Raw genomic sequence first — 25,377 nt, 5'->3', positions numbered from 1 at the left:
AAATGGAGAAAGTAACATTAGGCTTACGAGAGAACTGGAAGCAATTTACCCTTTTGGTAATCATCAATGCTTTTGTGGGTGGAATGGTTGGCTTGGAGAGAAGCATCCTACCACAAATAGCCGAGGTGGAGTTTGGTATAGCTGCAAAATCAGCCATACTTTCTTTCATAGTAGTTTTTGGAATCGTTAAAGCTGTTTCTAACTATTTTGCAGGGACATTTGCCAATAAAATCGGAAGAAAAAATCTCCTAATCATTGGATGGATTTTTGGTCTTCCTGTACCATTTGTGCTGATGTTTGCTCCTTCATGGGATTGGATTGTTGCAGCAAATGTACTTTTGGGAATCAATCAAGGCTTGGCATGGAGTAGCACAGTAGTCATGAAAATCGACTTGGTAGGTGAAAAACAACGTGGTTTTGCGATGGGCTTGAATGAATTTGCCGGATACCTTGCCGTGGCATTGGTAGCATTCCTTACCGGTTATTTGGCTAGTGAATATGGTTTACGCCCTTTTCCGTTTTATTTGGGAATAGGCATGGCTGTTTTGGGTTTATTAGGCTCTATATTCTTGATTAAAGATACACGCAAACACGTACAAGCTGAAAATACGGTCAGTACCGTTCCTAAGCTCAAGCATGTTTTTCTAGACAGTACATGGAGGCACCCTAACTTGGGATCTGTGACCCAGGCAGGGCTGGTCAATAATTTGAACGATGGCATGGCTTGGGGTTTATTTCCCATCCTGTTAGCAAGTAAAGGTTTCAACTTAGAAGCTATTGGTCTTGTGACGGCAACCTACCCTGCTATCTGGGGGTTTGGACAGTTATTTACAGGGAAAATGGCGGACCTGTATTCCAAGAAAATGCTGTTAGTTACAGGCATGCTTTTGCAAGGGTTGGTCTTATTGGTGTTTCCTTGGGCGGCAGAACTTTGGCATTACTTGGTATTATCATCATTTTTAGGTTGGGGAACAGCTATGGTCTATCCAACATTTTTAGCAACCGTCGCTGAAAATACCCATCCCGAAGATCGAGCAGGCGCAGTGGGTGTTTTTAGACTTTGGAGAGATTTGGGCTATGCCATTGGAGCAATTCTCACTGGAATTATTGCCGACAGATTAGGAATAAATTTTGCTATAGTTGTTATCGGAGTTTTGACGATTGCCTCGGCTGGAATATTAGGTGTTCGGATGAAAAAAGCAAGAAAAAAATAATTTATTGAGCCGATTTTAAGTGGGTTAAGTCCACTTTTTAGGGTCGTTTTAGGCCCAATAATACTCGATTAAGTAGTTTTTGGCACTTTTCTTGAAAGAGTGTTTTTGAACCAACTATTTTACCTATGTTACAATACAAAAAATTTTCCTGGATTTTTGGCCTTCTTTTGTTGCCTTTTCTAGCTTGCGATAGCCTAGACCGAGATGAAAACATATCAGAGGGTATGGCCAGAGTGAATGTGTTTCTTGTGGATGCACCTGCTGCTTTTGATGAAGTGTGGGTGGAAGTAGTAGCTGTGGAGATTTTGCCTAAAGGTGGCCGTGAAGAGAATGAAAGTGCTTGGTTAAATCTACCTTATGAACAAAATGATAGTAAAATTAACCTACTTACTTTGACTGGTGGAAACTCTGCAAATCTAGGTGCAATTGAAGTTCCCGCAGGCGAAATCTCTCAAATTCGTTTGATTTTAGGAAATGATAATTACATCATTTCTAATGGACAACGCCTCAATTTAACGACACCTAGCGCTCAACAGAGCGGATTGAAATTGAAGGTGGACAAGCCTATCCAAGCTGGTGTAAGCTATGATTTGGTAATTGACTTTGATGTGGCTCGTTCCATTGTAAGAGCTGGCAACTCAGGTCAATTTATCCTGAGACCTGTCTTAAGAGTAGTAGCTGAAGCCTTGGCTACTTTGGAAGGAACAGTATTGCCTTTGGATGCAGGGCCAGTATCTGTACAGGCAATTCTTGGACAAGATACCGTAGGTACCTTTACCAATGACAATGGATTTTTTGTATTGAGAGGATTAAGGGAAGGAACATACAATGTATTGTTGACTCCTAATGAGGACTTTGAACCTTTACTTTTAGAAGGCTTAGTATTGACAGCAGGTGAAACCAAGCGATTGGAACCTGAGCAATTAATCCCTGCAACAGAAGAAGTGGAAGGAGATTAATCCCAAAAAATGCAGTAAGAGGCTCATGGACAAATACGATCCTGAGCCTCTTTTGCTTGACTAACCCCCAAACTTACAGCCTTGTGAAGGTCTTGGCAAGCATCTATTTTTTTACCCATTCGATAGCGAGTTATCCCTCGCTGATAATAGGCAGGACCAAAAGCAGGATCCCAAACCAACGCAACAGAATAAAAAGCTATGGCCTGCTCCCATTGGGAATTCCGATACAATGCATTCCCCTTTCCAAAATTGGCACGCACATGCGTAGGATCTATAGCCAACACTTCCTCATAAGTTTTTACTGCTGCCTCCCATTGATCCAATTTTTCAAATACATAGCCAAGATTAAATAACACCTCCACATCCTTTGGTTGAAGTTCGTTGGCTTTGTTCAAATCTATGAAAGCCTCTCGCCAATTTTCCTGTTGAATCCATTGAAAACCCCGCTGCTTATAAGGCAAATAAAAATCCGGCTCATCGGCTATGGATTGGCTGTACAATTCGACAGCCTTTTCCCAATCACCCGTTTCCTGCGTTAATTCGGCCAAATATTGATGGGCAACCGGATGATAGGGGTCCAACTCCAACGCCCTCAAAAAATATCCTTCTGCCAATGCTAGTTCTCCCTTAGCCTGAAAAACCTTACCGAGGTTAATCAGATAATCGGGCTGCCTTGGATTGAGCTTAATCGCCTCTGAAAATGATTGTATAGCTTCTTGGTACTCTTGCATCTGCAAAGCCACTAATCCTAGTTGCATATAAATATAGTCTTTTTTACCACTTTGCTGGGATACAATACCTGTGATGCCGGAAGCAAACATGGGTCGCTGATACAAAATAGTGGTAGTCTCGCGCGAAGGTGTAGTCAACAAACTTCTAAAATCTTTCTTTGCTAATTCATATTGCTTCAATTGAAATCGCACCATCCCCCGATTAAAAATGCCTTCGGTATGCATGGGGTCCAACTCTAATAGAATATTCAAATCTGTCAACGCCCCTTCTAAATCCCCAGCCTTTTCAAATACCATGGACCGATAAAAATACACCTCAGCAAAATAAGGTCGCTCTTGAATAATACGGGTCAGGATTTCAAATGCATCAATCAGTTCCCCTTCGTCTGAGAGCTTGAGTGCTTGCTCCATTTCTTGGTCCAAAGCGGCATATTGAGCCATGAGATTCCCATTCAAACAAAGAAATCCAACAATCAGCCAATATTTTAGCGTCGCACTCATGATTCAATGTTACGCAATTTGGATCTGAAAAAAAAGAGGCACCTGCAAGTGCCCTTTTCATGCTTACACTAATTTTCGGGTTTTCAACTCCCCGGCTAACTCCATGAGGAATGCATCAATCGTCCCTTGTTTGACGTGAGGCATAACGACAATTTTATACCACTCTGCTTTTCCATCATAAGAATTAGCAACGAGGTAATATTTATGCGCCAGTTCTTCAGACATATACATGGACTTGATAGCGATGATATTCAAATAGGGATTTCGGAAATATTCCACACCCATATTTTCCAACTTTTTGCAAATTCGCTCGGTACGGTCACAGAGTGTTTCCATCTTATACTTCCAACCCTCCGAACCGTGGATTTGTAAAATCATCCACATGGAAATCGCATTAGCACCAGAACGACTGCCACTAACTGTATAATCTTTTCCCGGAATATACTTGGCCTCGTCTGTCTTTACGTAATCAAAAAATCCTTTTCGAATCAAAAACAAACCTGTTCCATAAGGAGTCTGAAGCATCTTGTGGCCATCAGCTGTAATGGAATTCATGTATGGATTTTGGAAGGTGAAACGACTCGTTGGATTCGTAAAAGGATAGATAAAACCACCATAGGCTGCGTCTACGTGAATTTTGAAGGGTACATTCATATTGGTAAAAAAGTCCCCCAACATATCAATATCATCCACTGACCCAAACATAGTTGTTGAAAGGTTAGCGATGACTATGAAGTATTTGATCCCTTGATCGGTCGCCTGCTTGAATTTTTCTTCCAAGGAAGTTGGTAAAATCTCCCGAGTATCCATATCCACATCCAACATGATATTGGTCAACCCCAGGATATTCGCTCCCTTTGGCATGGAATAGTGTGCATCTTTGGAATACACCAAAGCGATTTCTCCTAACCGGGCATCATACTCTTGTTGAAAATAATTGCGGTACACCCACATGGCTTGGATATTCGCTTCTGTACCACCGGTCGCCACATAACCATCAACAGAACCTGGGTCACCATTGAAAATCTCTTCCGCTGTCAACTTGATCAGCTCTCGCTCAATTTTTTGGGTACCTTCAAATACCTCCAATACAGACTCCTCACTTAGCGTATGTACACCAATATGATTAGGATTACGCACCATGGCAGACATGTAAGGAGCGTCTTGCAAAAAAGGAGCGTCCGGATAAAATTCGGAAGTATCCAAGTAAGTACCGGGGATCCCCAAGATAGGGCGGTCGCCTCTGTAATCTAAATTTTGTTCCAAGGCATCAAATACACGTGCCTTCACTTGTTCATGAGATAATTTTTTCCAGTACATGGTAATTTTTTTAAATGAATTGTGACATCAGTTCCAAATTTTCCAGGCAGCTTCGGCCTGCAATTCGAGCATTTCCAATCCATTTTTTACCAATGCACCGCGCGCTTCAAGGGAGCGCATCAAAAACGTTTTTTCCGGATTATAAACCAAATCATACACCTTATGCTTCGCCGAAATCCAATCTGGATTAATTTCAGGCATTTGCTCGGTATTGGGATAGGTCCCAAGAGGAGTTGTATTGATGATCAACTCGTGCTGATCTAACAGTTGCGAATCTTGATTAAGCTGTTGGTAGTTCACTCGGTTCTTAGAGGCATCTGCTGTCCGGGAAACCACTGTGTAGGCGATTCCTAAATCTTTTAAGGCTTGATTGACAGCTTTGGAAGCACCACCTGTCCCCAGGACCAAGGCATTAGGCCGCTGTCCCTCCAACCAAACATCCAAGGAATCCTTGAAGCCAATATAATCAGTATTGTATCCTGTAAGTTTTCCTGCTCTTATCTGAATGCAATTTACTGCGCCAATAGCAGCACAAGCCGGATCTAAATCATCCAAAAAAGGGATTATCTGCTCTTTGTAGGGAATTGTGACGCTAAGACCTTCTAATTCAGGATTACGATTGAGAATTTCAGGAAAATCGGTAATCTGAGGAATTTCATATAAATCAAATTGACAGTCAATCAGTCCTTCACGCTCAAATTTGGCGCTGAAGTATTTTTTGGAAAAGGAATGTCCCAAAGGATAACCGATCAATCCGAATTTTCTCATTTTCTATTGATGTAATACGCTGCCCGCTCGATTCCCAATACTAGGATGATACCAAATGAAAAAGCGACGATAGCATACAAAAATAAGGATTCTTCTCCAGTTACGGCCAAGTAATTTTGAGGAAGGATGTTTTCTGTCAAAAAAGGCTTTTGTACTCCTGAAGAAGACATTCGATAAGAGATCACCTCTTTCCAAGGCCAAATCTTATTGATAGAACCCAACATAAAGCCTGATAAAAGCGCAATCGTTAGAGCATGAAAGTTTTTCAATAACCAAGAAATTAAACGGCTAAATGAAAGTAAACCTACCACACAACCTGTTGCAAAAACTGCCAACGTCAGCACATCCTTAGAAGACACAGCACTCAAAATACGCTCATATTGGCCCAATATCAGGAGTAAGAAACTACCCGAAATTCCAGGTAAAATCATGGCACAAATAGCAATAGCTCCTGCAATAAACACAAACCAGATAGTGTCAGGGGTACTTGTAGGAGGCAGGCCTGTAATCAGATATGCAATCAGTGTACCAATCAGCAAAGCTGCAATCGAACCAACCGACCACTGCTGAATATCTCTCAAGATGATGATTGCCGAAATGATGATTAACCCGCAGAAAAATGACCACAAGGGTATGGGGTATTCATCCATCAAAAAGGTAATAACTTTGGATAAGGTGAATATGCTTGTCAGGATACCGGCAACTAAAATGAGTAAAAAACCTCCGTTGATATGCTTCCAAACATCTGTGAGTTTCCCTTTCAACAAAAGCTGCAAGGCTGTTTTATCCACTGACTTAATACTATCTAGGAGTTTTTCATAGATGCCGGTAATCAAGGCAATAGATCCCCCTGATACACCCGGTACAATATCGGCTGCTCCCATGGACATACCCTTGAAAAATAACAATACAGAATTTTTAATTCCACTCATAAGCGCAAAGAAAAGGCTTTCCGGCGGTACCGAAAAGCCTATCAAGATATTTTAAATTTTGTGAGTTCCCAAGAAGTGATCAAAGGTATCACCCCTTAATCCCAATCGGATAGTTTCCAATGGTATCAATTCATTGGGTGCAATATTCCCTAAGTTCACATTCGCTCCCAAAAGCTTCACAAACCATACTTGCTGCTCTTTTTGTGGTGCTTCCCAGATGATTTTTTCTTCTGGAATTTTGGTTAGGATTTCTTCAACCAAACCTTGTCTTACTTCTCCTGAATCACGGAACAAACCTACTGTTCCTCCCTCTCTAGCTTCACCGATAACCTTCCAACTTCCGGCATCCAGCTCATTTTGCATTTGCTCAATCCACTTATATGGAGGGATGATTTTCGCTGCATCTTTAGAGCCAACTTCCGACAATACCGTCACATCTTGTGCAAGTGTGCGTATAAATTCACATTTTTTATCATGTGGCAAACTGATGGAGCCGTCAGATACCTCGGCAAATTGCAAACCATACTTGTCTAAAACCTTTCGGTAATCTTCAAACTGACCACGGATGACGAATGCCTCAAATAAGGTACCTCCAAAGTAAACAGGAACACCGGCATCCCGATAAATCTCAATCTTTTCTGCTAGATTTTTGGTTAGATAAGATGTGGCCCAACCGAGCTTTACAATATCAACGTAGTCGCTGTTTGCACTAATAAAATTCTCTACTTCCCTGATACTCAAACCCTTATCCATGACCATGGTAAAGCCTGATGCGCGTGGTTTTTCTGTTCGCACAGGGAGGTTTTTTAGAATGTAATTCATTCCAATATGTTTTGGTGAATAGACTTAAACTTACAAAGGCACTTTACTTGTACTGGGAGATAATCTTGAAAATCGCCTTCTGCTGCTTGAGCTCTGGCATGAGATCGAAGAGAATCGTGTGCCTTTCAAAGTCCAAAGTTAATGCATTTTCCAAATAATTAAAGGCTTCTTTGTATTTGCCGATTTTCAAGAGAAAAACCACCAAACGGTAATACAACTCAGACTCTTCTGGAAGTTCTTCGATTCCTTCTTTCAAGACATCCATGCACTCCTCGAATCTATTTTGATCGTAGTAGATAATAGCCAAGTTAACATAAGTCTCCATGATACCTGGCTCCAACTTGATGGCCTCTTCGTATGCCTCGGAACTTGCTTGCAAATTACCCAATTGATATTCTGCATCAGCCAAGCCAACCCAATAATTGGGATTCTCTCCGGTAATGGAAATAGCCTTCTTGAAATAGTGAATAGCCTCAAAAAACTTTTCTTTCTTCAGCATGCACATTCCTAATCCAAACCATGCATCGTCGTACTCCGGGTCAAATTTCGCTGACTTTTTGAAATACTTAAATGCCATATCGATTTGATCGAGCTTTTCATAGGCAGCACCCATATAGCAACAGTTCTCTGCATTCGCACCTTCACAATTGATGGTATTTTGGTAGGCTTCCAAAGCTAGTTCAAACTGTTGGGTGTTCATATAGGCATTACCCAAATTGAAATAGGCACTGGCAAAGCCATCATCGATAATCAATGCATAATCATAGGCTTTGATCGCTTCATCATAGCGGCCCAAACGATTATAAACCACACCCAGGTTATACCAAGCACCCGCTGAATACGGATCCTGATCGATAAACTCCTGATAGAACTGCAAAATTTCTTCAAAGGTCCCCTCCTCTTCTGTAATCATGGCCAACTGGAAAAGTGCATCCTCATGATTGATGCGGATTTTCACGCACTCTTTGTAATAGTGAATGGCTTTTTCGGTGTTAGATTCGGAGCGATAAAGGTTACCCAGCAAATAAAAAGCCTCTGCCTTATCATCTGCTAAGGGTATAAAATTCTCCAACATTTCTATCGCCTCTTTTCCACTCCCGGCCATCATCATGGCATTGGCATAGGCAAACACGATATCTTCATTGTTTGGAGACAGATTATTGATGCTTTCCAAGAGCTCCAAGCCTTCATCAAGCTCATCGACGAAGATCAAACTTTGAGCTTTTAAAAGCTTTATTTCTACACTGTAAGGGAATTTCTCCAAGGCGTAATCTGAGGCTTTGAGTGCCTTTACGAATTTTTGCTCTTCGAAATAGAAGCGAATAATGTTCTCAAACTCTTCTTCTTCAAAATAGAGATCTAAATTCGACTTTTGGGAATTCTCAAACCTTTCTACGAGGTTTTTGTCCTCTTCCCATTCATTTTCAAAGTCTCCTGTCATCGCAAGGGGTTTTGGTTTTCTTAAGATACCAAATAAATCACATCTCCAAAATCATTTGGATAATATTTTTTTCAACCATCAGGTCAAAAAAAGAGATCATTAGTACCATGTTTATTAACAAGGGAAAGGATTTATTCGTTCGAAAGTGCCCAGTGAAAGGATTTTTCTAATGGTGTAAACTCATAGGTAATCAAGGATTTGACTTTGGAATTATCCATAATCACTTGAAGTTGGGACATCATGGCCACCTGCTTATTGAGCGGTGTTTTGACAAGGCCAAAAATTTTTCCAATTCCCTGAGTAAAGAGCGCTATTTTTAATAATAAAGAAGTCACTGGTTTCGAAGGAGCTTTTTTCCCAAAGACTTTTGCCATGGAAGCAAAGAAGTCTTGGTAAGAAATACTGTCTGCATTGAGAATGACTGACTCATTCCACACCTCCTTCTGAAAGAGTTGAAATATCAAGGAAACCACATCACGTACATCAATATAGTTGATCGTACCCAAGGGATAATAGCTCTTTTCTGTCAGCACATAATCATACACCTGCGCACTGGATCGCTGATCTGAAATCTTGGTGAGAATCACCGAAGGATGGACTACTAAAGCCTGTAAGCCTTCCTGAACAGCTCTCCACACTTCCAAATCACCCAAATGCTTAGAAACGGCATAGGGAGTATTCAAGGGAGAATTGACCCATTTCTGGTTTTCATCAATGAGGGTTTGCTCAGGAGATTTCCCCAGAGCGGCAACTGAACTTACATGAATGAGTTTTTTCACCTCTTTCTCTAACATGGCATTGACCAAGTTGGCAGTACCTTCCCAATTGACTTTATTCAAACGCTCTCGATCTTTTTGCTCAAATGAAACCAATCCAGCAGCATGAATCACCAAGTCTATCCCCTCCAAGGCATTTTCCAAACTAATTGGATCTAAAAGGTCGCCTTCATGCCACACGATTGGCAAGCCCTCCTCGAGTAATGAAATATTTGAATTAGTCCTTTTGAGGCCATGGATTTCGCCTACTTCATGAAATTTTTTGGCTAACCTACTTCCCAGTACACCCGTGATTCCCGTTATCAGGATTTTCATAGCAGTTTGTTAAGTGTGTCTTGCTGAGAAAGCTTTTCGTAATATTTGGATTTTGGTAAAGTTTCCAGCATATCCAAATAACGGTGGTTGTGGCAATCTGTTCCAAAGAATTTCACCTTTTTCTCGTCTATCAGCATCTCTGCAAAATTTTTGATCGGCTTCGAATAAAAACCCGTCAAGGATAGCAGATTTAGCTGAAAATAAACATCTCTGTCAAACAGTTCTCCTAATAACTTCTTATCCTGCAGCAAATACTGATAGCGCTCCGGATGTGCAAATACTGGCTTGTACCCTTGCATCTCCATGGCAAAAAAGATTTCAAATAACATTTGGGGCTTATTGATAAAGCCCGTTTCTACTAAAACGTAATTATTGGCTATCGTGAGAAGTTTTTCGCCCTTTTGTACTTTTTCTAAAAAAACCTCATCCAGGTAATATTCAGCAGCAGCCTCCAGCTCAATCGTAATATTCTCTTTTACCAAAGCTTTCCTGACCTTTTTCAACCCTGTCTGAATCGTTTCGGGAGTATTTTTGTAAAACTCAGACATGACATGAGGAGTCGTAACCAATTTACGCAAGCCAAACTCCTGTAATCTTCGAATCATCGAAACAGCATCCTCCATGCTTTTGGCACCATCATCAATCCCAGGGATGAGATGGGAGTGCACATCTACCTGCATCCAATCCAATTGTAAGGGCTCAATTGCTGCTTCTTTTTTTCTTGTAAAGAAATCAAGTATTCCCATTATAATCCACCTTCACTTAATGTCACGAATTCTTCTAATGTTGGCCAGACTTTGTCCTTATCAGATAAAATTGGATTCGAAACCTTCCAATCTATATTCAACGCAGGATCATTCCAAAGGATACCTCCCTCGCTTTCTTTATTGTAATACGCAGAGCACTTATAGGTAAATACGGCATCTTCTAATACTGAAAATCCATGGGCAAAACCTTCCGGTATGTACAACATATTGTGCAACTCTGAATCCAATACCTGCGTAAAGCTTTGACCGAAAGTTGCAGATCCTTTTCTCAAATCCACCGCTACATCCAATACCTTTCCTGTAATTACCCGAACCAACTTCGCTTGCGCATGCGGTGGCTTTTGAAAATGTAGGCCCCTTACAGTTCCAGCCTTGGAAAAAGATTGATTTTCCTGTACCCATGTCTTATTGATGCCAGCTTCCACAAAGGCATTACTTCTAAAAGATTCCAAGAAATATCCACGGTTATCATTAAAAACCTGAGGGTATATCTCGAACAATCCGCCAATGAGGGTTTGAATAATTTTCATAATGCTTGCTTTTCTGGAGCTCAAATATAACAGCTTTTCAACTGAGGATGATAAATTTGCAGTTATTACTTGCGGAACTATTCCGTAATTGAAATCCTTATATGCACTTATGAGCAAATATTCAAGAAAATTACAAAAACTGTACGACACTGCCCCGAAGCAAGAAACAGCTGTTTTGGTGGCATTGATCAACCAAGGACAAACAGAGCAACAAGTCAATGAATATTTGGAGGAATTAGCTTTTTTGACTGAAACACTCGGTGCAAAAACAGTGTATCGCTTTACCCAACGAATGGAACGCCCTGATGTAAAAACCTTCGTGGGATCCGGTAAACTCGAAGAAATCCAATCCTATGTGGAACACTTCCAAGTCAACATGGTCATTTTTGACGATGATTTGAGTCCTTCCCAAATGCGTAACTTGGAAAATGAACTCAAAGTGAAAGTCTATGATCGCTCCTTATTGATTTTGGATATCTTCTTGAACAGAGCCCAAACAGCCCAGGCCAAAACCCAAGTGGAATTGGCAAGATTCCAATACTTGCTACCACGCTTGACCAACATGTGGACTCACTTGGAACGTCAACGAGGGGGTACAGGTACCCGTGGCGGTGCCGGTGAAAAGGAAATTGAAACAGATAAGCGGGATATCCGAAATAAAATCACCTTGCTCAAAGAAAAACTTCGGGAAATTGAAAAGCAAGGAGTTACCCAACGAAAAGGTAGAAAGGGTATTGTAAGAGTAGCTTTAGTTGGCTATACAAACGTAGGTAAAAGTACCCTGATGAATCTGATGACCAAGGCAAATATTTTGGCAGAAAACAAGCTTTTTGCTACCGTTGATGCAACTGTACGAAAAGTAGTTTTGGATACTATCCCATTTTTGCTTTCAGATACCGTTGGGTTTATCCGAAAACTACCAACCCACCTGATCGAATCCTTTAAGTCAACCCTTGAAGAAGTTCGTGAAGCGGACTTGTTGGTACATGTGGTAGATATTTCCCATCCGAGCTTTGAAGAGCATATTGCAGTAGTACAACAGACCCTCAATGAAATTGGAGCGGGTGATAAAAGCATGCTGTTGGTGTTCAACAAAATTGACCTCGTGCCACCGATGCCTTCTGAGGAAGAGCGCCTCCACATGAGTGACATAGAATTGGAACAACAGCAATACCTGGATTTTGAGAAGCTTTCTGAAGCTTATACCAAAAAGACCGGGATTGAACCGGTATTTATGGCTGCACAAGAGGCCTTGCATATTGAAGAATTCCGAGCAGCTTTGGTGAAAGAAGTTAAAAAGCAGCACTTAAAAATCTATCCTCATTACTTGCAGGATGAAACCATTGATTGGAGTTTGTACTCGGACCAATCTGAGGATTAAAGATTTCGAATTCTCCATTCCTTAGGATAGTAATTATTGGTGCGGTTTCCCAGATTTTTGAGCAAACCTAAACTCAGGCCTTGATACTGCACCAATATCCATCCCTCGGGCAATCCTTCTATGAGGAATTCTTCCTTTCGAAGAAAATCTTGTGCTTGTGCAAGTGTTAACTCTTGTATTGTCAATCCTTCTTTTGGTAAAATACTCAGTGCCCACTCATGACTGGGTATCCACTGACTTTTGTTGATTTTACCGAGTTCTACCCCCACATATTTAATATTTAAAAACTTGCTCAAATGCTCGAAATTGAGCTGATGTTTTTTGGGCAGGAAGAAATAACTATCCTGTAAGCTATAAAACGCCGCATCCTCAGGAAGACTGATTAAGGATTGCAAAAATTGCGCATCCGAGGCGGAAACTTGCTTAAGGTGTGGATGTTTGAAATCCTTCATTCTCCTCGGGCTACCTATATACGCATCTTCAGGCCTTTTGAAAACTGCAATAAAAAACCCTTCTCCACGGACTTTATGCGGGAAAAATCGGTATCCATAAAAGTCCTCATCGCCACAAGAGATATTGATTTCTTCAACGCCCCATGCTGGATCCAGAGGAATCTGAACTGGTTTGTAAGAAAATTCTTCTGTGATAAACTGTACGATTTCCTCATTTTCCTGAGCGTTGAAGGTACAGGTGCTGTACAGCAAATAACCACCTGCCTTGACAAGTGTCGCCGCCTGATCCATGATGCGCCGCTGCCGGAGTGCACACAAAGTAACATGGTCCTGAGACCATTCTTGCATAGCAGCAGGATCTTTTCTAAACATGCCTTCTCCCGAACAAGGGGCATCCACCAATACTACATCAAATAAACCTTCCAACTCCTGAAAATGCTCTGGATCATTATTGGTAACCATCGTATTGCCTAAGCCCCACTTGATGATGTTTTCTTTGAGAATGGAAGCTCTGCTCTTGATTACCTCATTGGCCACCAAAAAGCCCTGTTTTCCCAAATAAGTAGAAAGTAAGGTTGATTTCCCACCAGGTGCAGCCGACAAATCTAAAAACAAACCATCCGGATCAATGGATTGACTTCTAAGAATGTGGTCAATAAACATGGAGGATGATTCCTGTACGTAGTAGGCCCCTGCATGAAATAAAGGGTCTAAGGTAAAGGAAGGCCTATCTTGCAAAAAATAACCATCTGCAGCCCAAGGTATCACATGGGATGCAGATGGTCTTGATATGGATTTCCAAGGATTTACACGTATAGAAACTGCCGGGTCCGCTTGAAGCGCCTGACAGAATTCTTGATATTCATCCTCTCCAAGGGAGGCTTGCATACGTTGAGCGAAATCAATTGGAAGGTTTAATTCAGACATACGGAAAATCAATGGAAGTGCGAAAGTACGCAATTTCATTTATTCATCGTCTTCATCAAAGTCATCTGAGGGATTTCCCATTTCAAACATACTGCTGAAAAGGTCTTTGAACTGCAAGCCAGTATCCAGCATTCGCTTGCTCAACTGACTGTATTCTGCAAGGCCGTGTAAGAGAAACTCCATAAAGAATTCTTTCTCCTTTTCCGGCAGACGCTGAATGGATTTCGTAACCAAGGCCTCCAATCCCGGCACCTGATGCAACAACTGCTTGTAGGATTTATCCGACTGAGAAGTGAGTATATCCAAGGTATTACCTTCCCCAAACCATGCCAAAGGCACTACATAGGGATTACCTTCTTTGTCCTTTTTCTTTTGCTCAGGAGAAGGGAAGTAATCTACAAACTGGGTGCGGATGGCCTTCCCAATCAAGTTGTATGCTACCAAACCAGCTCCTTCCTGCTCCCCTTCATAGACCAATTCCACTTTGCCCGTGATGGCAGGAATCACTCCCATCAAGTCTGCTATACGAGCGACGGTTTCCTGCTCATCGTTGAGATAAATTCTTCTTTCGGCAGCGGAAACAAGATTCTCCAATGCAGAGATAGTCAATCGTGCAGAGACACCACTTTTCTCATCTACAAATTCACTGTTTCTCGCCTCTACGGCAATCTGCTCAATCAAATCTCTAAGAAGCTCGGGAATATGGATGCGGTCCATAGGCTTACCGTGCAAGTTGGCTTCCTGGGATGTGATTTTTTTACCCGTGTCTATGGATTTGGGATAATGGGTGATAATCTGACTCTCAATACGGTCCTTCAACGGAGTTACAATGGACCCTCTATTGGTGTAGTCTTCAGGATTAGCTGTAAATACAAACTGAATATCCAAAGGTAAGCGCAATTTAAAACCGCGGATCTGAATATCCCCTTCCTGCAGTATATTGAACAAAGCGACCTGAATTCTAGCTTGTAAGTCCGGTAATTCATTGATTACGAAAATGGAGCGGTGCGAACGAGGCACTAAACCATAATGAATGACACGCTCATCATTGTAAGACAACTTCATAGTGGCAGCCTTGATTGGATCTACATCACCTATCAAGTCAGCCACAGATACATCCGGAGTAGCCAATTTCTCAGTGTAGCGATCGGAGCGATGCCACCAACTGATAGGGGTCTGATCTCCTTTTTGGGCAATCAGTTCTTTGGCAAATGTTGATAATGGAGCTAAAGGATCATCATTTAACTCGGAACCTTCAATTACCGGAACGTACTCATCCAGCAACAGGGTCATCATCCGGGCTATTCTAGTTTTAGCCTGCCCCCTTAACCCTAGCAAATTGATGTTATGCTTGGATAGGATTGCTCGCTCGATGTCTGGAATGACAGTATCTTCATACCCCCAAATCCCTTCAAATACATTTTGCTTGGTCTTGATTTTCTGAATCAAATTTTTTCTCAGCTCTTCTTTGATAGAAACAGGCTGATAACCGGAAGCTTTCAGTTCTCCCAGTGTTTTTATTTTCAATAAATCTTTTGAGGCAATAGCGTGGTAGTCCATTAGTTGAATTTTTTGGTTCTATTTCTTCTGTAATCTTCAAAAATCAAGTCGCCCAAACCTTTTAGGCTACTGTAATAGGCATTTCCGTTATTCACTTTGGTAAACTCCTTGACAAATTCTTTCAGATAAGGATCTGAAGCAATCATAAAGGTGGTTACAGGTATTTTCAATTTGCGGCACTGGGCTGCCAACTTCAAAGTCTCATTGAGAATCTTGCTATCGATACCGAAGCTGTTTTTGTAGTATTTAATCCCCACTTTCAGACAGGTTGGCTTGCCATCCGTTATCATGAAGATCTGCTTATTTGGATTTTTTCTTCTTCTCAATAAATCCATAGCCAATTCCAATCCCGCTACGGTGTTGGTATGGTAAGGGCCTACTTGTAGGTAGGGCAGATCCTTGATTTCAATTTGCCAGGCATCGTTTCCAAAGACAATAATATCCAAGGTGTCTTTTGGATATTTGGTTTTGATCAATTCTGCTAGTGCCATCGCTACCTTCTTGGCAGGAGTAATTCTATCCTCTCCGTACAGAATCATGGAATGACTAATATCAATCATCAGTACGGTGGATGTCTGCGTCTTGTGCTCCTGCTCGACCACTTCCAAATCATCCTCCGTCAAAAGAAAATCACTCGAAAATCCATGATTGATCTGAGCATTGCGAATGGAATCTGTCAGGGCTATGTGATCCAAGTTATCTCCAAAAGCATAAGGCCTTCTATCAGTACCTTGCTCTTCTCCTAAACCGGTGTGCGTCGTTTTATGCCTTCCTGATTTGCCTTTTTTCAGTTTTCCAAAAATTTCCTCCAAGGCACTTTTTCGAATGGTTTGTTCTGCTTTGGCGGTAATCTCAAACTTCCCTTGTTGGTTTTCTTCCGTAAGGTATCCCTTAGATTTCAAGTCCTCGATAAAATCTCCGATCCCATAGTTCGGATTAGTCATTTGATATCGCTGATCCAAGTTGGTCAACCAACTCAGTGCTTCTGCCACATCCCCTCCGGTCATAGTGACCAATTGGAGGAAAATATTGAGCAAATTTTCGAAGGTACTTTTATCCGGATCTTGCGGTGGAATATATTGGGAAAATCTAAAACCTTTCATAATAGCTATCTAACAAAATGTAAGTGCTTGTAGTTTAGCTTACACACTAAAAAAAGTCTACGATGAAAAATTATCTCTTCCCCGTTTATTTGGTGACAGCTTTTCTTATCGTGTATGTCACAGCAATTCAGGCTAATCTAAGCACAGCGCTTATTTTATTTATGTTTTCGATTTCGCCTTTACCAATTTTGTGGATGGTATATAGAGTGCTGACGGCTGATGTGGAAGTCACTTCCACTTTTGAGGAAAAATGGTACGAGGACCACGAAAAATAACATGCAGATTTTTGTTGGGTTCAATCAAAATTTTTTAGTCTTATCCCCGTCCACCTCGAAGTGTTGAAAAGCTCTAAAAGAGCAGTTAAACTTATCCATTCAACTCAACGTTTATATTTTTCCATTCTTAATTTGTACATACCGAACACAACTTTTGGTATGCACAATTAAGTGATTCCACCTAGTTTTGTTCTTCAATAAATAACAGTCATGATCAACCGAAGAATACATGTTTACGGGCGAGTTCAGGGGGTATTCTTTCGAAAATCCACCTATGATAAGGCTGTTACCTTAGGTCTAAAGGGTTGGGTAAAGAACGAACCCGATGGCTCGGTCACTGTGGAGATTGAAGGTGAACTTCACGGAATACTAGCCATGTCAAGTTGGTTAAAATTGGGTCCTCCAATGGCACAGGTGAATGAATTAATCGTCGAGCAACAAGAAGAACAGGGGCATACAGACTTCAAAATACTTAGAGATTTTTAATTATTCTCTCGTGTTGGGAGCCAATACATTTTTTACTCCCTAGGTTTTACTAATTTTACGCCTCCAAAAAATCAACAAACATTATGCTTGATAAGCTACAAGCGCTCAAGGACAGATTTATAGAAGTCGGACAACTCATCGTTCAGCCTGAGTCTATGTCCGATATGAGTAAATATACCAAACTAACCAAAGAATATAAGGATCTCGAAAAAATTGTTGCTTTGTATGACGAATACAAATTGGTCCTAGACAACATCACGAGCACCAAAGAAATCTTAGAAAAGGAAAAAGATCCCGAGTTCCGGGAAATGGCGAAAATAGAGTTAGATGAGCTTCGCGGAAAAGAAGAAGAGCTTGAAGCATCCATCAAACAGCAACTGATACCTAAAGACCCAAATGACTCCAAAGATTGTATCTTGGAAGTCCGTGCAGGTACTGGAGGGGATGAAGCAGCTATTTTTGCCGGTGACCTATTCCGCATGTATCAGCGATTTTGTGAAAAGCAACAGTGGAAATTGACTGTACTTGATTTAACATTTGGCTCTTCTGGAGGATACAAAGAAATCATCAGTACCATTACTGGAGCGGATGTATATGGGATGATGAAATATGAATCAGGCGTACATAGAGTACAGCGCGTACCTGCCACCGAAACCCAAGGAAGGGTGCATACTTCTGCTGCTACTGTAGCTGTACTTCCCGAAATGGACGAAGTAGAAGTAGATATCAACATGAATGATATCCGTAAAGATACCTTCTGCTCCTCCGGTCCTGGTGGACAGTCTGTAAATACTACCTATTCTGCTGTGCGATTAACCCATAATCCAACTGGCTTAGTAGTAACCTGTCAGGATGAAAAATCCCAAATCAAGAACTTTGAAAAAGCATTAAAGGTATTGCGTTCCCGCTTATATGAAATTGAACTTGCCAAACACAATGAGGCAGTGGGTGCGCAGCGAAGATCCATGGTAGGAAGTGGCGATCGATCGGATAAGATCAGAACATATAACTATCCACAAAGCCGGGTAACAGACCATAGGATCAATAAGACCGTCTACAATTTGCCAGATGTCATGGATGGTGACATTGAAGATTTCATTCAAGCCCTTCGATTAGCCGAAAATCTAGACAAAATGAATGAAACTGGTTTGGAGTAAGTTTTTTTTGAAAAATAAACTTATCTTTAAACTTAACGAGCCAAAAAAGAATAATCGTTTGCTAGGGCCGTTATAACAGTTAAATCCCATAGTATTCATGAAAATCCAAGGAAAAGGAAAGGTCAGTTTGGTGCGATGGAATGATGGGCATTTCCACGCACTTTATCCCATAGCCAATAACCCAAAAATTGCTGCCAATCTCAAAGACATCTTCCCTTCTCCTTATACTATTCACGATGCCCGACATTGGATTGAGCATAACATCAAGTTTACGCCTCCACAAAATTTCGCTATCGAATATGATGGACAATTAGTGGGTTCTATTGGTAGTGAAATCGGTAAAAACGAGTTGAGAACCAATATGGAGATTGGCTTTTGGGTGGCAGAACCTTTTTGGGGAAAAGGCATAGCTCAAGAAGCTTTACAATTATTCACCGAGTATTTATTGGAAAATTTTCCTACCATCAAGCGCTTTTATGCACAGGTATTTGATTTCAATATTCCTGCCATGAAAGTACTGGAAAACTCCGGCTTTGAAGCTGAAGCTATCCTGAGACACGCATACATTAAGAATGGAGTGGTGGGTGACCTTTTTCAATTCGTCATCATCCGGGAAGAAGTAGAAAAGTTTGATTGATAAATTCTCAAAAAAATAAAAAGGGCTTCCTGCACTATGCAAGAGCCCTTTATTTCTTATACCTGATCCAAGGCTTGACTGATATCCCAAATAATATCATCAAAATGCTCGACACCAATCGATAAACGCACCAATTTTTCAGAGATATGAATCTCCTCCCGGTCTTTTGGAGAGACATCGCTATGGGTCATGGTAGCAGGATGCTCTGCCAAGGATTCTGTACTACCCAAGGAAACGGCCAGCTTCATCAACTTCAAGCCGTTCAAAAACTTAAATGCTTCTGCTTCTCCGCCCACAATATCAAATGAAAGCATGGCTCCGGCACAAGAAAGCTGCTTTTGATAAATTTCATACTGCCGAGTTCCCTCAGGAATAAAACCCAAGTAATACACCTTTTCTACCTTTGGATGACTCTGCAAATAATTGGCAACTTTTACAGCATTCTCAGCCTGCTTATTCATGCGAACTTTCAAAGTCTCTAAGCTTCGCATCAACAACCAACCTGTCCAAGGTCCTGCCATATTGCCTAAAAAGGTCCGAAGGGTTCGCACACGCTTCATGTATTTGGAACCTCCTAGCACAGCACCAGCAATCAAATCAGAGTGACCCCCGATATACTTGGTCGCAGAATACACCACCAAATCCGCTCCATGCTTCAACGGATGTTGCCATAAAGGCCCCATATACGTATTGTCTACTACCACTACCACATCTTTCTCAGCGGTAGTCAGTGTGTCTGCTACGAATTTACAAGCTTCTAAATCAAAGAGCGCATTGGTTGGATTAGCAGGGGTTTCTACATATACCATTTTCACTTTTTCACGAAGATTAAAGGTATCCACCATGGCCAAAATCTCCTTAGCTTCCTGATCTGCGGTAAAACCAAGTCCTACTATACCGTATTCCGGCAACACTTTATTGATAAAGTGATCTGTACCTCCATAAACAGGCTTGCTGTACAAAAGCACATCTCCCGGTCTCAAAAATTCCAACATCACCGTCGAAATCGCAGACATACCACTTTCAAAGACGGCACATTCATCCGCTTCATCCCATAGACAGAGACGTTCTTCTAAAATTTGTAGATCCGGATTATTCAATCTACTATAAATCAAACCAAGCTCCTCATTCGGTCTTTTCTCACGTTGTCCATACGCTACCTGAAAGAAGGCTTTTCCTTCTTCGGCAGATTTGAAAACAAACGTAGATGTCTGGAATATCGGGCACTTTACAGCACCTTCGGATAATTCTGGCTTGTAGCCATACGACATCATCAAACTCTCGGGATGAAATCTTCTATCGTCCATTATATTTGGGTTTATTGTGCAAAAGACATCAAAAGCCTGAAATAAAACAAGCAGAGAAATGAAATAATATTTTGCAAATAGCCATTATAGCGGGCATATCTTTTGTATTAGAAAAATAATATTTTGAAAAAATTGAATTTCCAGTCAATTATTGTTTCGACACCTTCGGAAATCACACTCCGATTCCTGAAAGTTTTGAGAGATAATCCTTGAAAAATATGGCCGCTTGTTAAAAATCAATCAAAATCACGCTGCTTTGATTTACTGAAAAATCAAAGCAGCCTTTTGATGCATTTTAATAAACTTTAAACAACTTCAAAAATGCCACTATCAATTGACAATTAACTTCCTGCTGAAAGTTTGTTCCCGCGTGTGGATGAGAATCGTATACAGCCCTCGGGAAAGCTCTTCAACTCGCACGAGGTTAGTTTCAGCAGCAGGTGATATTTCTCTGCTAATTTGACCCAATGCATTCACAAAGGTGATTTTTCGCACATCCGACACACCTGTCAAATCAATATTTACCTGTCCTGGAGATGGATTTGGATACACCTTAATCCCCTCTCCAACAGACTCTCTACCAATACTGGTAATGAGATTCACTAAGACAGGGAAACTTCTTTCTGGGCCCATCTCACACTCATTCATAGCTGCAACGATCACTTCAAAATTTCCCTCACGCTCCCAACGAACCGTGGCACGGTTGGTGCCTTGACCGGCGACTACCCTGCCTCCGTTAGAAGTTACTCTCCATTGATAATTGATATTGGGTACAGCTTGAACCTCATAAATTTCTTCCGTAAAAGCGACTATATCTGGCCCTGTAATAACCGATGTTTGAGCAGGTGGCTGCAATACACGGATAGTCTTTGAGAAGGTCTGACCTCTACCACAGGGGTTTTCAGGAGTAACCGTTAAGGTCTGCTGATTCATGCTTGTCCACTGTATCACCACTTGATTGGTTCCTTGACCTTGCATAATCAAGCCACCAGTAACTGTCCAAATGTAGGTACTGCCTGGAATATTGTCGAGTTCATAGGTACCCATAGTATTGAGACAGACTACACCTTCGCCCGCAATATCAGGAATAGTTTGAGGCGTTGTGGAGACAATTACCTCTAGTCCGCGAGTAGCGCCATTACCACACTCATTTTTTGCCCGTACCAAAACAGCATTTCTTCCAGGAGCATCCCAACGAACAACAATTCTATTAGTCCCTTGCCCTTCCATAATCGTACCCCCATCAATCCTCCACTCAAATTCTTCATCAATACCTGCTGTTTCTTGAATGGTATATACCTGCTGACTCAAACAGATTCTATCTTCGCCAAAAATCAATGTTGGTGTCGCAGGCACTTGACAATCATAGTCAAAGAAAGTACCTTTTTCACCCACGGCATAGCCTTTGCTCAAGTTACCAAAGCTGATTCCTGTGAAATTTTGGAAAGTACCTGTCTGCATTTGTTCCCAAGTTTCCCCAGAGTCACGCGTACGTAAGATCAATCCACGCTCGCCAGAAATAAAACCTACCTGCTCATCCAGGAAGTCTACTCCTGTTAGGTTTTGGGTAAATGGAACATCTATTTTTCTCCAGGTTTTCCCTTCATCGATGGTTTTGAGGATAGTTCCACGATTTCCGACCACAATACCTGTGGTATTATCCATTACTTTGATTGCATTCAAATCCTCTGTCGTAGACGAAGGAATTTGCTCCCAATCACTTAATTCAAAAGAACGACCAATAAAGCCTCCTTTTCCTATAACAACCCCTACTAAGAATCCAAAACCTCCATAATCTACTAAGTCCACCGTTGTATTAGACTCAGAAAGCTTCTGCCAAGTAAGTCCACTATCCACTGTACGGACAATATATCCACGATCTCCTACAGCATAACCAATGGTATTGGCATAGAAAAAGAGACCATTGATACCTCTGCTATTATCCAAATTGAGAGAACTCCAATTGGCCCCTGAATTGGAGGTACGCAATACGGTACCGGCATCCCCGGAAATATATCCGAAATTGTTGCTAGGGAAATCAATGTCTTTGAAGGTTATTGAAAGTGGTCTGGACCGGTCCACTAGCGTATTCCCTCCATTGGAAGTAACAAAAAATCGTCCATTGGTACCGATGATATATCCAAGATTATCCGTTCGGAACTTTACGCCTGTGTAATCCACATCCCGACCGGATAACCGCAAGGTCCAACTATTTCCAGCATTGATAGAAGAAATCACAAAACCATTGGTCCCGACGGCGAAAACCACACTCGTATTACCTCTAAACTTCACGTCAACATAATTCTCTGAATTATTGACATTGATCCCATCAAGTGTCAACCCCCCATTTATCGTTCGAATGATGGTTGCATTCCTACCTGTAATTACTCCTTGATTAGGGTTTAGACGGGAAAAGCTGACAGATAGCAAATCCCGCTCAGTTCCTGAGTTCAAGCGTGTCCACTGTTGACCTGCATTTTCGGTCTTCAAAACCACCCCACGGTTACCGACCGCATAGCCTACTGTACCGCTGATAAAGTGTATATCATTAATGGCGTCTGTTTGGGCAGTAGATAATAAGGTCCAGTTATTACCCCCATTGAACGTTCGGGCTACCTGCCCATTGGAAGCCGCAATGTATCCTGTATCTTGACTGTGAAAAAATAGATTATTAAGATTCGAATTAATTCCGATGTTTTGACGCACCCAAGAAAGCCCCCCATTAGTGGAACGGTAAACATCTCCATTTTCTCCTACTGCATATACCCGGTTTTGATTGAGGAATGCCACGCTTTTCAAGCGAGCATTGGAAGCTATTTGAATCAAGTTCCATTGATCACCACCATTGGTAGTTCTGTAAATCTCTCCATTTTCACCGACGATCAAGCCTAGGTTTTCATCAAAAAAATCAATCCCATTCATTTGGGTTTTGGTAGGTGGCAGTTGTTCCACCCAGCTTAGGCCTCCATCAATAGTTTTAAGGATAATTTGCGGTCCTGCAATAAAACCAACTTCATCTGTGACCCATGAAATCCCGGTAAAGGAATTACCCCAACCTCCTAGGCGCTTCCAAGATTGCTGTCCATAAGAAATGGAAAAGGAAATTAATAATATCGCACAAGCGATTATAAGCTTACGTTTCATCCAAATAGCTGAGCTAGCCTTACAAATTTATCACTTCTTGCCATATAAAAAACATTATTTGGCAGGAAAGCAAAATTATGAAGATCTACCTGGGGCTATTTTTAGTATAAAATACTTTTTTGATTTTTCTAAATGGTTTTTGTCAGCTATTTTTAAGAAAAAAAGAAATGAAAAAATTTGGTATAATGATCCTTTACCTGCTCATTTTCAGTGCTTGTGGAGGCAATGAGCGGGTAAGTAGAGAAGTTTTTGATGAAGTGAACCGCAGCATGGAAGCCAAAAAGCTCAGTGAAGCTCAAATCTTACAAGCTGCTATGGAATGGGGTGAAGAAATCAGTACCGAAGCCCAACAACAACTGATCAGCGCATTGCAAGCTGCCATCGGAGAAAAAGGATTTGCAGGAGCAGTGGACTTTTGTCATGTCAATGCCTTGCCTATCCTGAAAGAGGTAGATGAAAAGCATGGAGTGCAGATCAAAAGAGCCTCTCTCAACTACAGGAATCCTTTAGATAAACCAACCGATACAGAAGAAGTGATTTTGGATGCTTATCAATACAATGTAGAAGAAGGTATCCCTGCTGATCCGAACATTCAAAAAATAGAAGGTGGAGAAGTGTATTTGTATACCAAAGCTATCATGATTCCCAACGCTTTGTGTTTGAACTGCCATGGTTCTAAAGACAGTGATATCGCTCCAGATACCTGGAAAGTCTTGGAAGAAAAGTATCCAACTGATCAAGCCATTAACCATAAAATAGGGGATTTAAGAGGCATGTGGAGTATCCGTATTCCCAAAAGAGCTGTAGTCAACCGCATGTAATCCAGCACGCTCATGAAAAAGCTTTTATCCCTCCTTTTTTTACTTCCACTAATGATGGCCTGCGATGAAAACCGTAAGCATAAAGTAATCGAACGGCCTTTTGGTTGGCAAATTAAAGAAAACCCTACAGACGCCTCTTTGAGAGGGTTATCCGTCTTGACTAATAATATTATCTGGGCAAGTGGATCGAAAGGCACTTGGCTTCGTTCGTTAGACGGTGGAGAAACCTGGGATACGGGGACTATAGCAGGAATGGACTCGGTAGACTTTAGAGACATCGTCGCTTTCGATGCCAGTACAGCCCTTGCGATGTCTTCGGGTCAGCCAGCTGTTATTTACAAAACAATCGATGGTGGACAAACCTGGGATTTGAAATACCAAGGGCCATCTAATGCCTTTTTAGACGGGATGGCCTTTGTCGGAGATCGTGGGTATACTATAGGGGATGAAGTAGATGGCAAGTGGATGGTCTTATTGACCAAAGATCAGGGAGAAACCTGGAGCTGGATAGAAACAAGTCCAGCAGCACCCGCGGGAGCTGGTTCCTTTGCTGCGAGTGGAAGCTCTATTGTAGCCGACCAAGAAAATGTTTGGTTTGTGGCAGCCGGAACACATTCAGCAATCTATCATTCTGCCGATAGGGGCACGCGATGGACAAAGCAAAGCTTACCATTGGACAGCTTGAAGGAATCTTCGGGAGTATTTTCATTATTTAAGGTAAGCGACCAAACGCTTGTAGGCGTGGGTGGTGATTTTTTATCGGCGAATGACCGAAGGTTTACCTTTCTTACTTCAGATAATGGGGGGAAGGATTGGTCATTTGCCACTGAAAATGCCCCTACGGGATACCGTTCTGGAGTGGTCTACTATCCATTCCAACATTGGTTGATTGCTGTCGGACCCAATGGAACCGATTTTTCGAGAGATGTAGGCAAAAACTGGGAGCGCTTATCTGATGAAGGGTTTCATGCCGTAAAATTATGTCGATCATACAAAAATGTATGGGCTTCGGGTTCCGGTGGAAAAATAGCACGACTAGACTATTGAGTAT

23 protein-coding genes are annotated in these 25,377 nt (G+C 41.5%); 9 read left to right on the top strand and 14 right to left on the bottom strand.

The features are described 5' to 3' along the window. The first annotated feature begins 2 nt into the window (after nucleotides 1-2). Together ACXIUD_RS09405 and ACXIUD_RS09400 are read left to right on the top strand one after the other, a co-directional pair. Nucleotides 3-1,214: an MFS transporter gene (locus ACXIUD_RS09405; RefSeq protein ID WP_458052376.1), complete on the top strand. Its 1,212-nt coding sequence runs from the start codon at nucleotides 3-5 to the stop codon at nucleotides 1,212-1,214. A gap of 125 nt (nucleotides 1,215-1,339) precedes the next feature. Beyond that, nucleotides 1,340-2,173, top strand: a complete 834-nt coding sequence (locus ACXIUD_RS09400; RefSeq protein ID WP_458052375.1) for a DUF4382 domain-containing protein — start codon at nucleotides 1,340-1,342, stop codon at nucleotides 2,171-2,173. Between the two features lie 23 nt (nucleotides 2,174-2,196). Here the strand turns inward: ACXIUD_RS09400 and ACXIUD_RS09395 are convergent, their stop codons facing one another. The 9 genes from ACXIUD_RS09395 to rfbC form a co-directional block, all read right to left on the bottom strand. Beyond that, complete coding sequence (locus tag ACXIUD_RS09395; RefSeq protein ID WP_458052374.1) at nucleotides 2,197-3,405, bottom strand: tetratricopeptide repeat protein; 1,209 nt, start codon at nucleotides 3,403-3,405, stop codon at nucleotides 2,197-2,199. 63 nt (nucleotides 3,406-3,468) lie between these two features. Then, nucleotides 3,469-4,725 (bottom strand): pyridoxal-dependent decarboxylase, encoded by a 1,257-nt coding sequence (locus tag ACXIUD_RS09390; protein WP_458052373.1) that lies wholly within the window; start codon nucleotides 4,723-4,725, stop codon nucleotides 3,469-3,471. A gap of 27 nt (nucleotides 4,726-4,752) precedes the next feature. Beyond that, nucleotides 4,753-5,493 carry a shikimate dehydrogenase family protein gene (locus ACXIUD_RS09385; RefSeq protein ID WP_458052372.1) on the bottom strand — a complete coding sequence of 247 codons (741 nt, stop codon included), beginning with the start codon at nucleotides 5,491-5,493 and terminating at the stop codon, nucleotides 4,753-4,755. Then, on the bottom strand, nucleotides 5,490-6,425 hold the full coding sequence (locus ACXIUD_RS09380; protein ID WP_458052371.1) for a DUF368 domain-containing protein: 936 nt from the start codon (nucleotides 6,423-6,425) through the stop codon (nucleotides 5,490-5,492). The genes ACXIUD_RS09385 and ACXIUD_RS09380 overlap by 4 nt, the downstream gene beginning before the upstream one ends. Before the next feature lie 51 nt (nucleotides 6,426-6,476). Further along, nucleotides 6,477-7,247: a phosphosulfolactate synthase gene (locus tag ACXIUD_RS09375; protein ID WP_458052370.1), complete on the bottom strand. Its 771-nt coding sequence runs from the start codon at nucleotides 7,245-7,247 to the stop codon at nucleotides 6,477-6,479. Nucleotides 7,248-7,290: 43 nt separating this feature from the next. Continuing rightward, nucleotides 7,291-8,688 carry a tetratricopeptide repeat protein gene (locus tag ACXIUD_RS09370; RefSeq protein ID WP_458052369.1) on the bottom strand — a complete coding sequence of 466 codons (1,398 nt, stop codon included), beginning with the start codon at nucleotides 8,686-8,688 and terminating at the stop codon, nucleotides 7,291-7,293. Between the two features lie 131 nt (nucleotides 8,689-8,819). Then, complete coding sequence (locus ACXIUD_RS09365; RefSeq protein WP_458052368.1) at nucleotides 8,820-9,779, bottom strand: NAD-dependent epimerase/dehydratase family protein; 960 nt, start codon at nucleotides 9,777-9,779, stop codon at nucleotides 8,820-8,822. Beyond that, nucleotides 9,776-10,525: a tyrosine-protein phosphatase gene (locus ACXIUD_RS09360; RefSeq protein ID WP_458052367.1), complete on the bottom strand. Its 750-nt coding sequence runs from the start codon at nucleotides 10,523-10,525 to the stop codon at nucleotides 9,776-9,778. Before ACXIUD_RS09360 ends, ACXIUD_RS09365 begins: the two co-directional genes overlap by 4 nt. Further along, nucleotides 10,525-11,076, bottom strand: coding sequence for a dTDP-4-dehydrorhamnose 3,5-epimerase (rfbC, locus tag ACXIUD_RS09355; protein ID WP_458052366.1), 552 nt, complete (start codon nucleotides 11,074-11,076; stop codon nucleotides 10,525-10,527). The genes ACXIUD_RS09360 and rfbC overlap by 1 nt, the downstream gene beginning before the upstream one ends. 109 nt (nucleotides 11,077-11,185) lie before the next feature. On the opposite strand from rfbC, the gene hflX reads away from it, so the two are divergent. Beyond that, the gene (gene hflX / locus ACXIUD_RS09350; protein WP_458052365.1) at nucleotides 11,186-12,457 is read left to right on the top strand and encodes a GTPase HflX; all 1,272 of its coding nucleotides are present in this window, start codon (nucleotides 11,186-11,188) and stop codon (nucleotides 12,455-12,457) included. On the opposite strand, the gene ACXIUD_RS09345 is transcribed toward hflX, so the two are convergent. The 3 genes from ACXIUD_RS09345 to ACXIUD_RS09335 are packed head-to-tail and all read right to left on the bottom strand — an operon-like array spanning nucleotide 12,454 to nucleotide 16,499. Then, entirely contained in the window at nucleotides 12,454-13,875 is a 1,422-nt protein-coding gene (locus ACXIUD_RS09345) for a methyltransferase RsmF C-terminal domain-like protein (RefSeq protein ID WP_458052364.1), read from the bottom strand. The two genes, hflX and ACXIUD_RS09345, sit on opposite strands and share 4 nt — an antisense overlap. After that, the gene (locus ACXIUD_RS09340; RefSeq protein ID WP_458052363.1) at nucleotides 13,876-15,396 is read right to left on the bottom strand and encodes a magnesium chelatase; all 1,521 of its coding nucleotides are present in this window, start codon (nucleotides 15,394-15,396) and stop codon (nucleotides 13,876-13,878) included. After that, nucleotides 15,396-16,499 (bottom strand): vWA domain-containing protein, encoded by a 1,104-nt coding sequence (locus ACXIUD_RS09335; protein WP_458052362.1) that lies wholly within the window; start codon nucleotides 16,497-16,499, stop codon nucleotides 15,396-15,398. Before ACXIUD_RS09335 ends, ACXIUD_RS09340 begins: the two co-directional genes overlap by 1 nt. Before the next feature lie 62 nt (nucleotides 16,500-16,561). Here ACXIUD_RS09335 and ACXIUD_RS09330 point away from each other — a divergent pair, with 62 nt between their 5' ends. The 4 genes from ACXIUD_RS09330 to ACXIUD_RS09315 all read left to right on the top strand — a co-directional run bounded on the left by ACXIUD_RS09330 (nucleotide 16,562) and on the right by ACXIUD_RS09315 (nucleotide 19,054). Then, on the top strand, nucleotides 16,562-16,774 hold the full coding sequence (locus ACXIUD_RS09330; protein ID WP_189582672.1) for a hypothetical protein: 213 nt from the start codon (nucleotides 16,562-16,564) through the stop codon (nucleotides 16,772-16,774). 210 nt (nucleotides 16,775-16,984) lie between these two features. Next, nucleotides 16,985-17,260 (top strand): acylphosphatase, encoded by a 276-nt coding sequence (locus ACXIUD_RS09325; protein WP_458052361.1) that lies wholly within the window; start codon nucleotides 16,985-16,987, stop codon nucleotides 17,258-17,260. Between the two features lie 83 nt (nucleotides 17,261-17,343). Beyond that, nucleotides 17,344-18,417 (top strand): peptide chain release factor 1, encoded by a 1,074-nt coding sequence (gene prfA, locus ACXIUD_RS09320; protein ID WP_458052360.1) that lies wholly within the window; start codon nucleotides 17,344-17,346, stop codon nucleotides 18,415-18,417. 97 nt (nucleotides 18,418-18,514) lie between these two features. Continuing rightward, on the top strand, nucleotides 18,515-19,054 hold the full coding sequence (locus ACXIUD_RS09315) for a GNAT family N-acetyltransferase (protein WP_458052359.1): 540 nt from the start codon (nucleotides 18,515-18,517) through the stop codon (nucleotides 19,052-19,054). Between the two features lie 56 nt (nucleotides 19,055-19,110). On the opposite strand, the gene ACXIUD_RS09310 is transcribed toward ACXIUD_RS09315, so the two are convergent. Then, nucleotides 19,111-20,361, bottom strand: coding sequence for a cystathionine gamma-synthase family protein (locus ACXIUD_RS09310; protein WP_458052358.1), 1,251 nt, complete (start codon nucleotides 20,359-20,361; stop codon nucleotides 19,111-19,113). A gap of 330 nt (nucleotides 20,362-20,691) precedes the next feature. Beyond that, nucleotides 20,692-23,505, bottom strand: a complete 2,814-nt coding sequence (locus tag ACXIUD_RS09305; RefSeq protein ID WP_458052357.1) for a YCF48-related protein — start codon at nucleotides 23,503-23,505, stop codon at nucleotides 20,692-20,694. A gap of 185 nt (nucleotides 23,506-23,690) precedes the next feature. On the opposite strand from ACXIUD_RS09305, the gene ACXIUD_RS09300 reads away from it, so the two are divergent. Together ACXIUD_RS09300 and ACXIUD_RS09295 are read left to right on the top strand one after the other, a co-directional pair. Then, the gene (locus ACXIUD_RS09300; protein ID WP_458052356.1) at nucleotides 23,691-24,326 is read left to right on the top strand and encodes a Tll0287-like domain-containing protein; all 636 of its coding nucleotides are present in this window, start codon (nucleotides 23,691-23,693) and stop codon (nucleotides 24,324-24,326) included. Between the two features lie 12 nt (nucleotides 24,327-24,338). After that, nucleotides 24,339-25,373, top strand: coding sequence for a WD40/YVTN/BNR-like repeat-containing protein (locus tag ACXIUD_RS09295; protein WP_458052355.1), 1,035 nt, complete (start codon nucleotides 24,339-24,341; stop codon nucleotides 25,371-25,373). Nucleotides 25,374-25,377: the final 4 nt, after the last annotated feature.

The organism is Mongoliitalea sp. (assembly GCF_054166905.1).
This window is presented reverse-complemented; position numbering and strand designations above follow the sequence as displayed.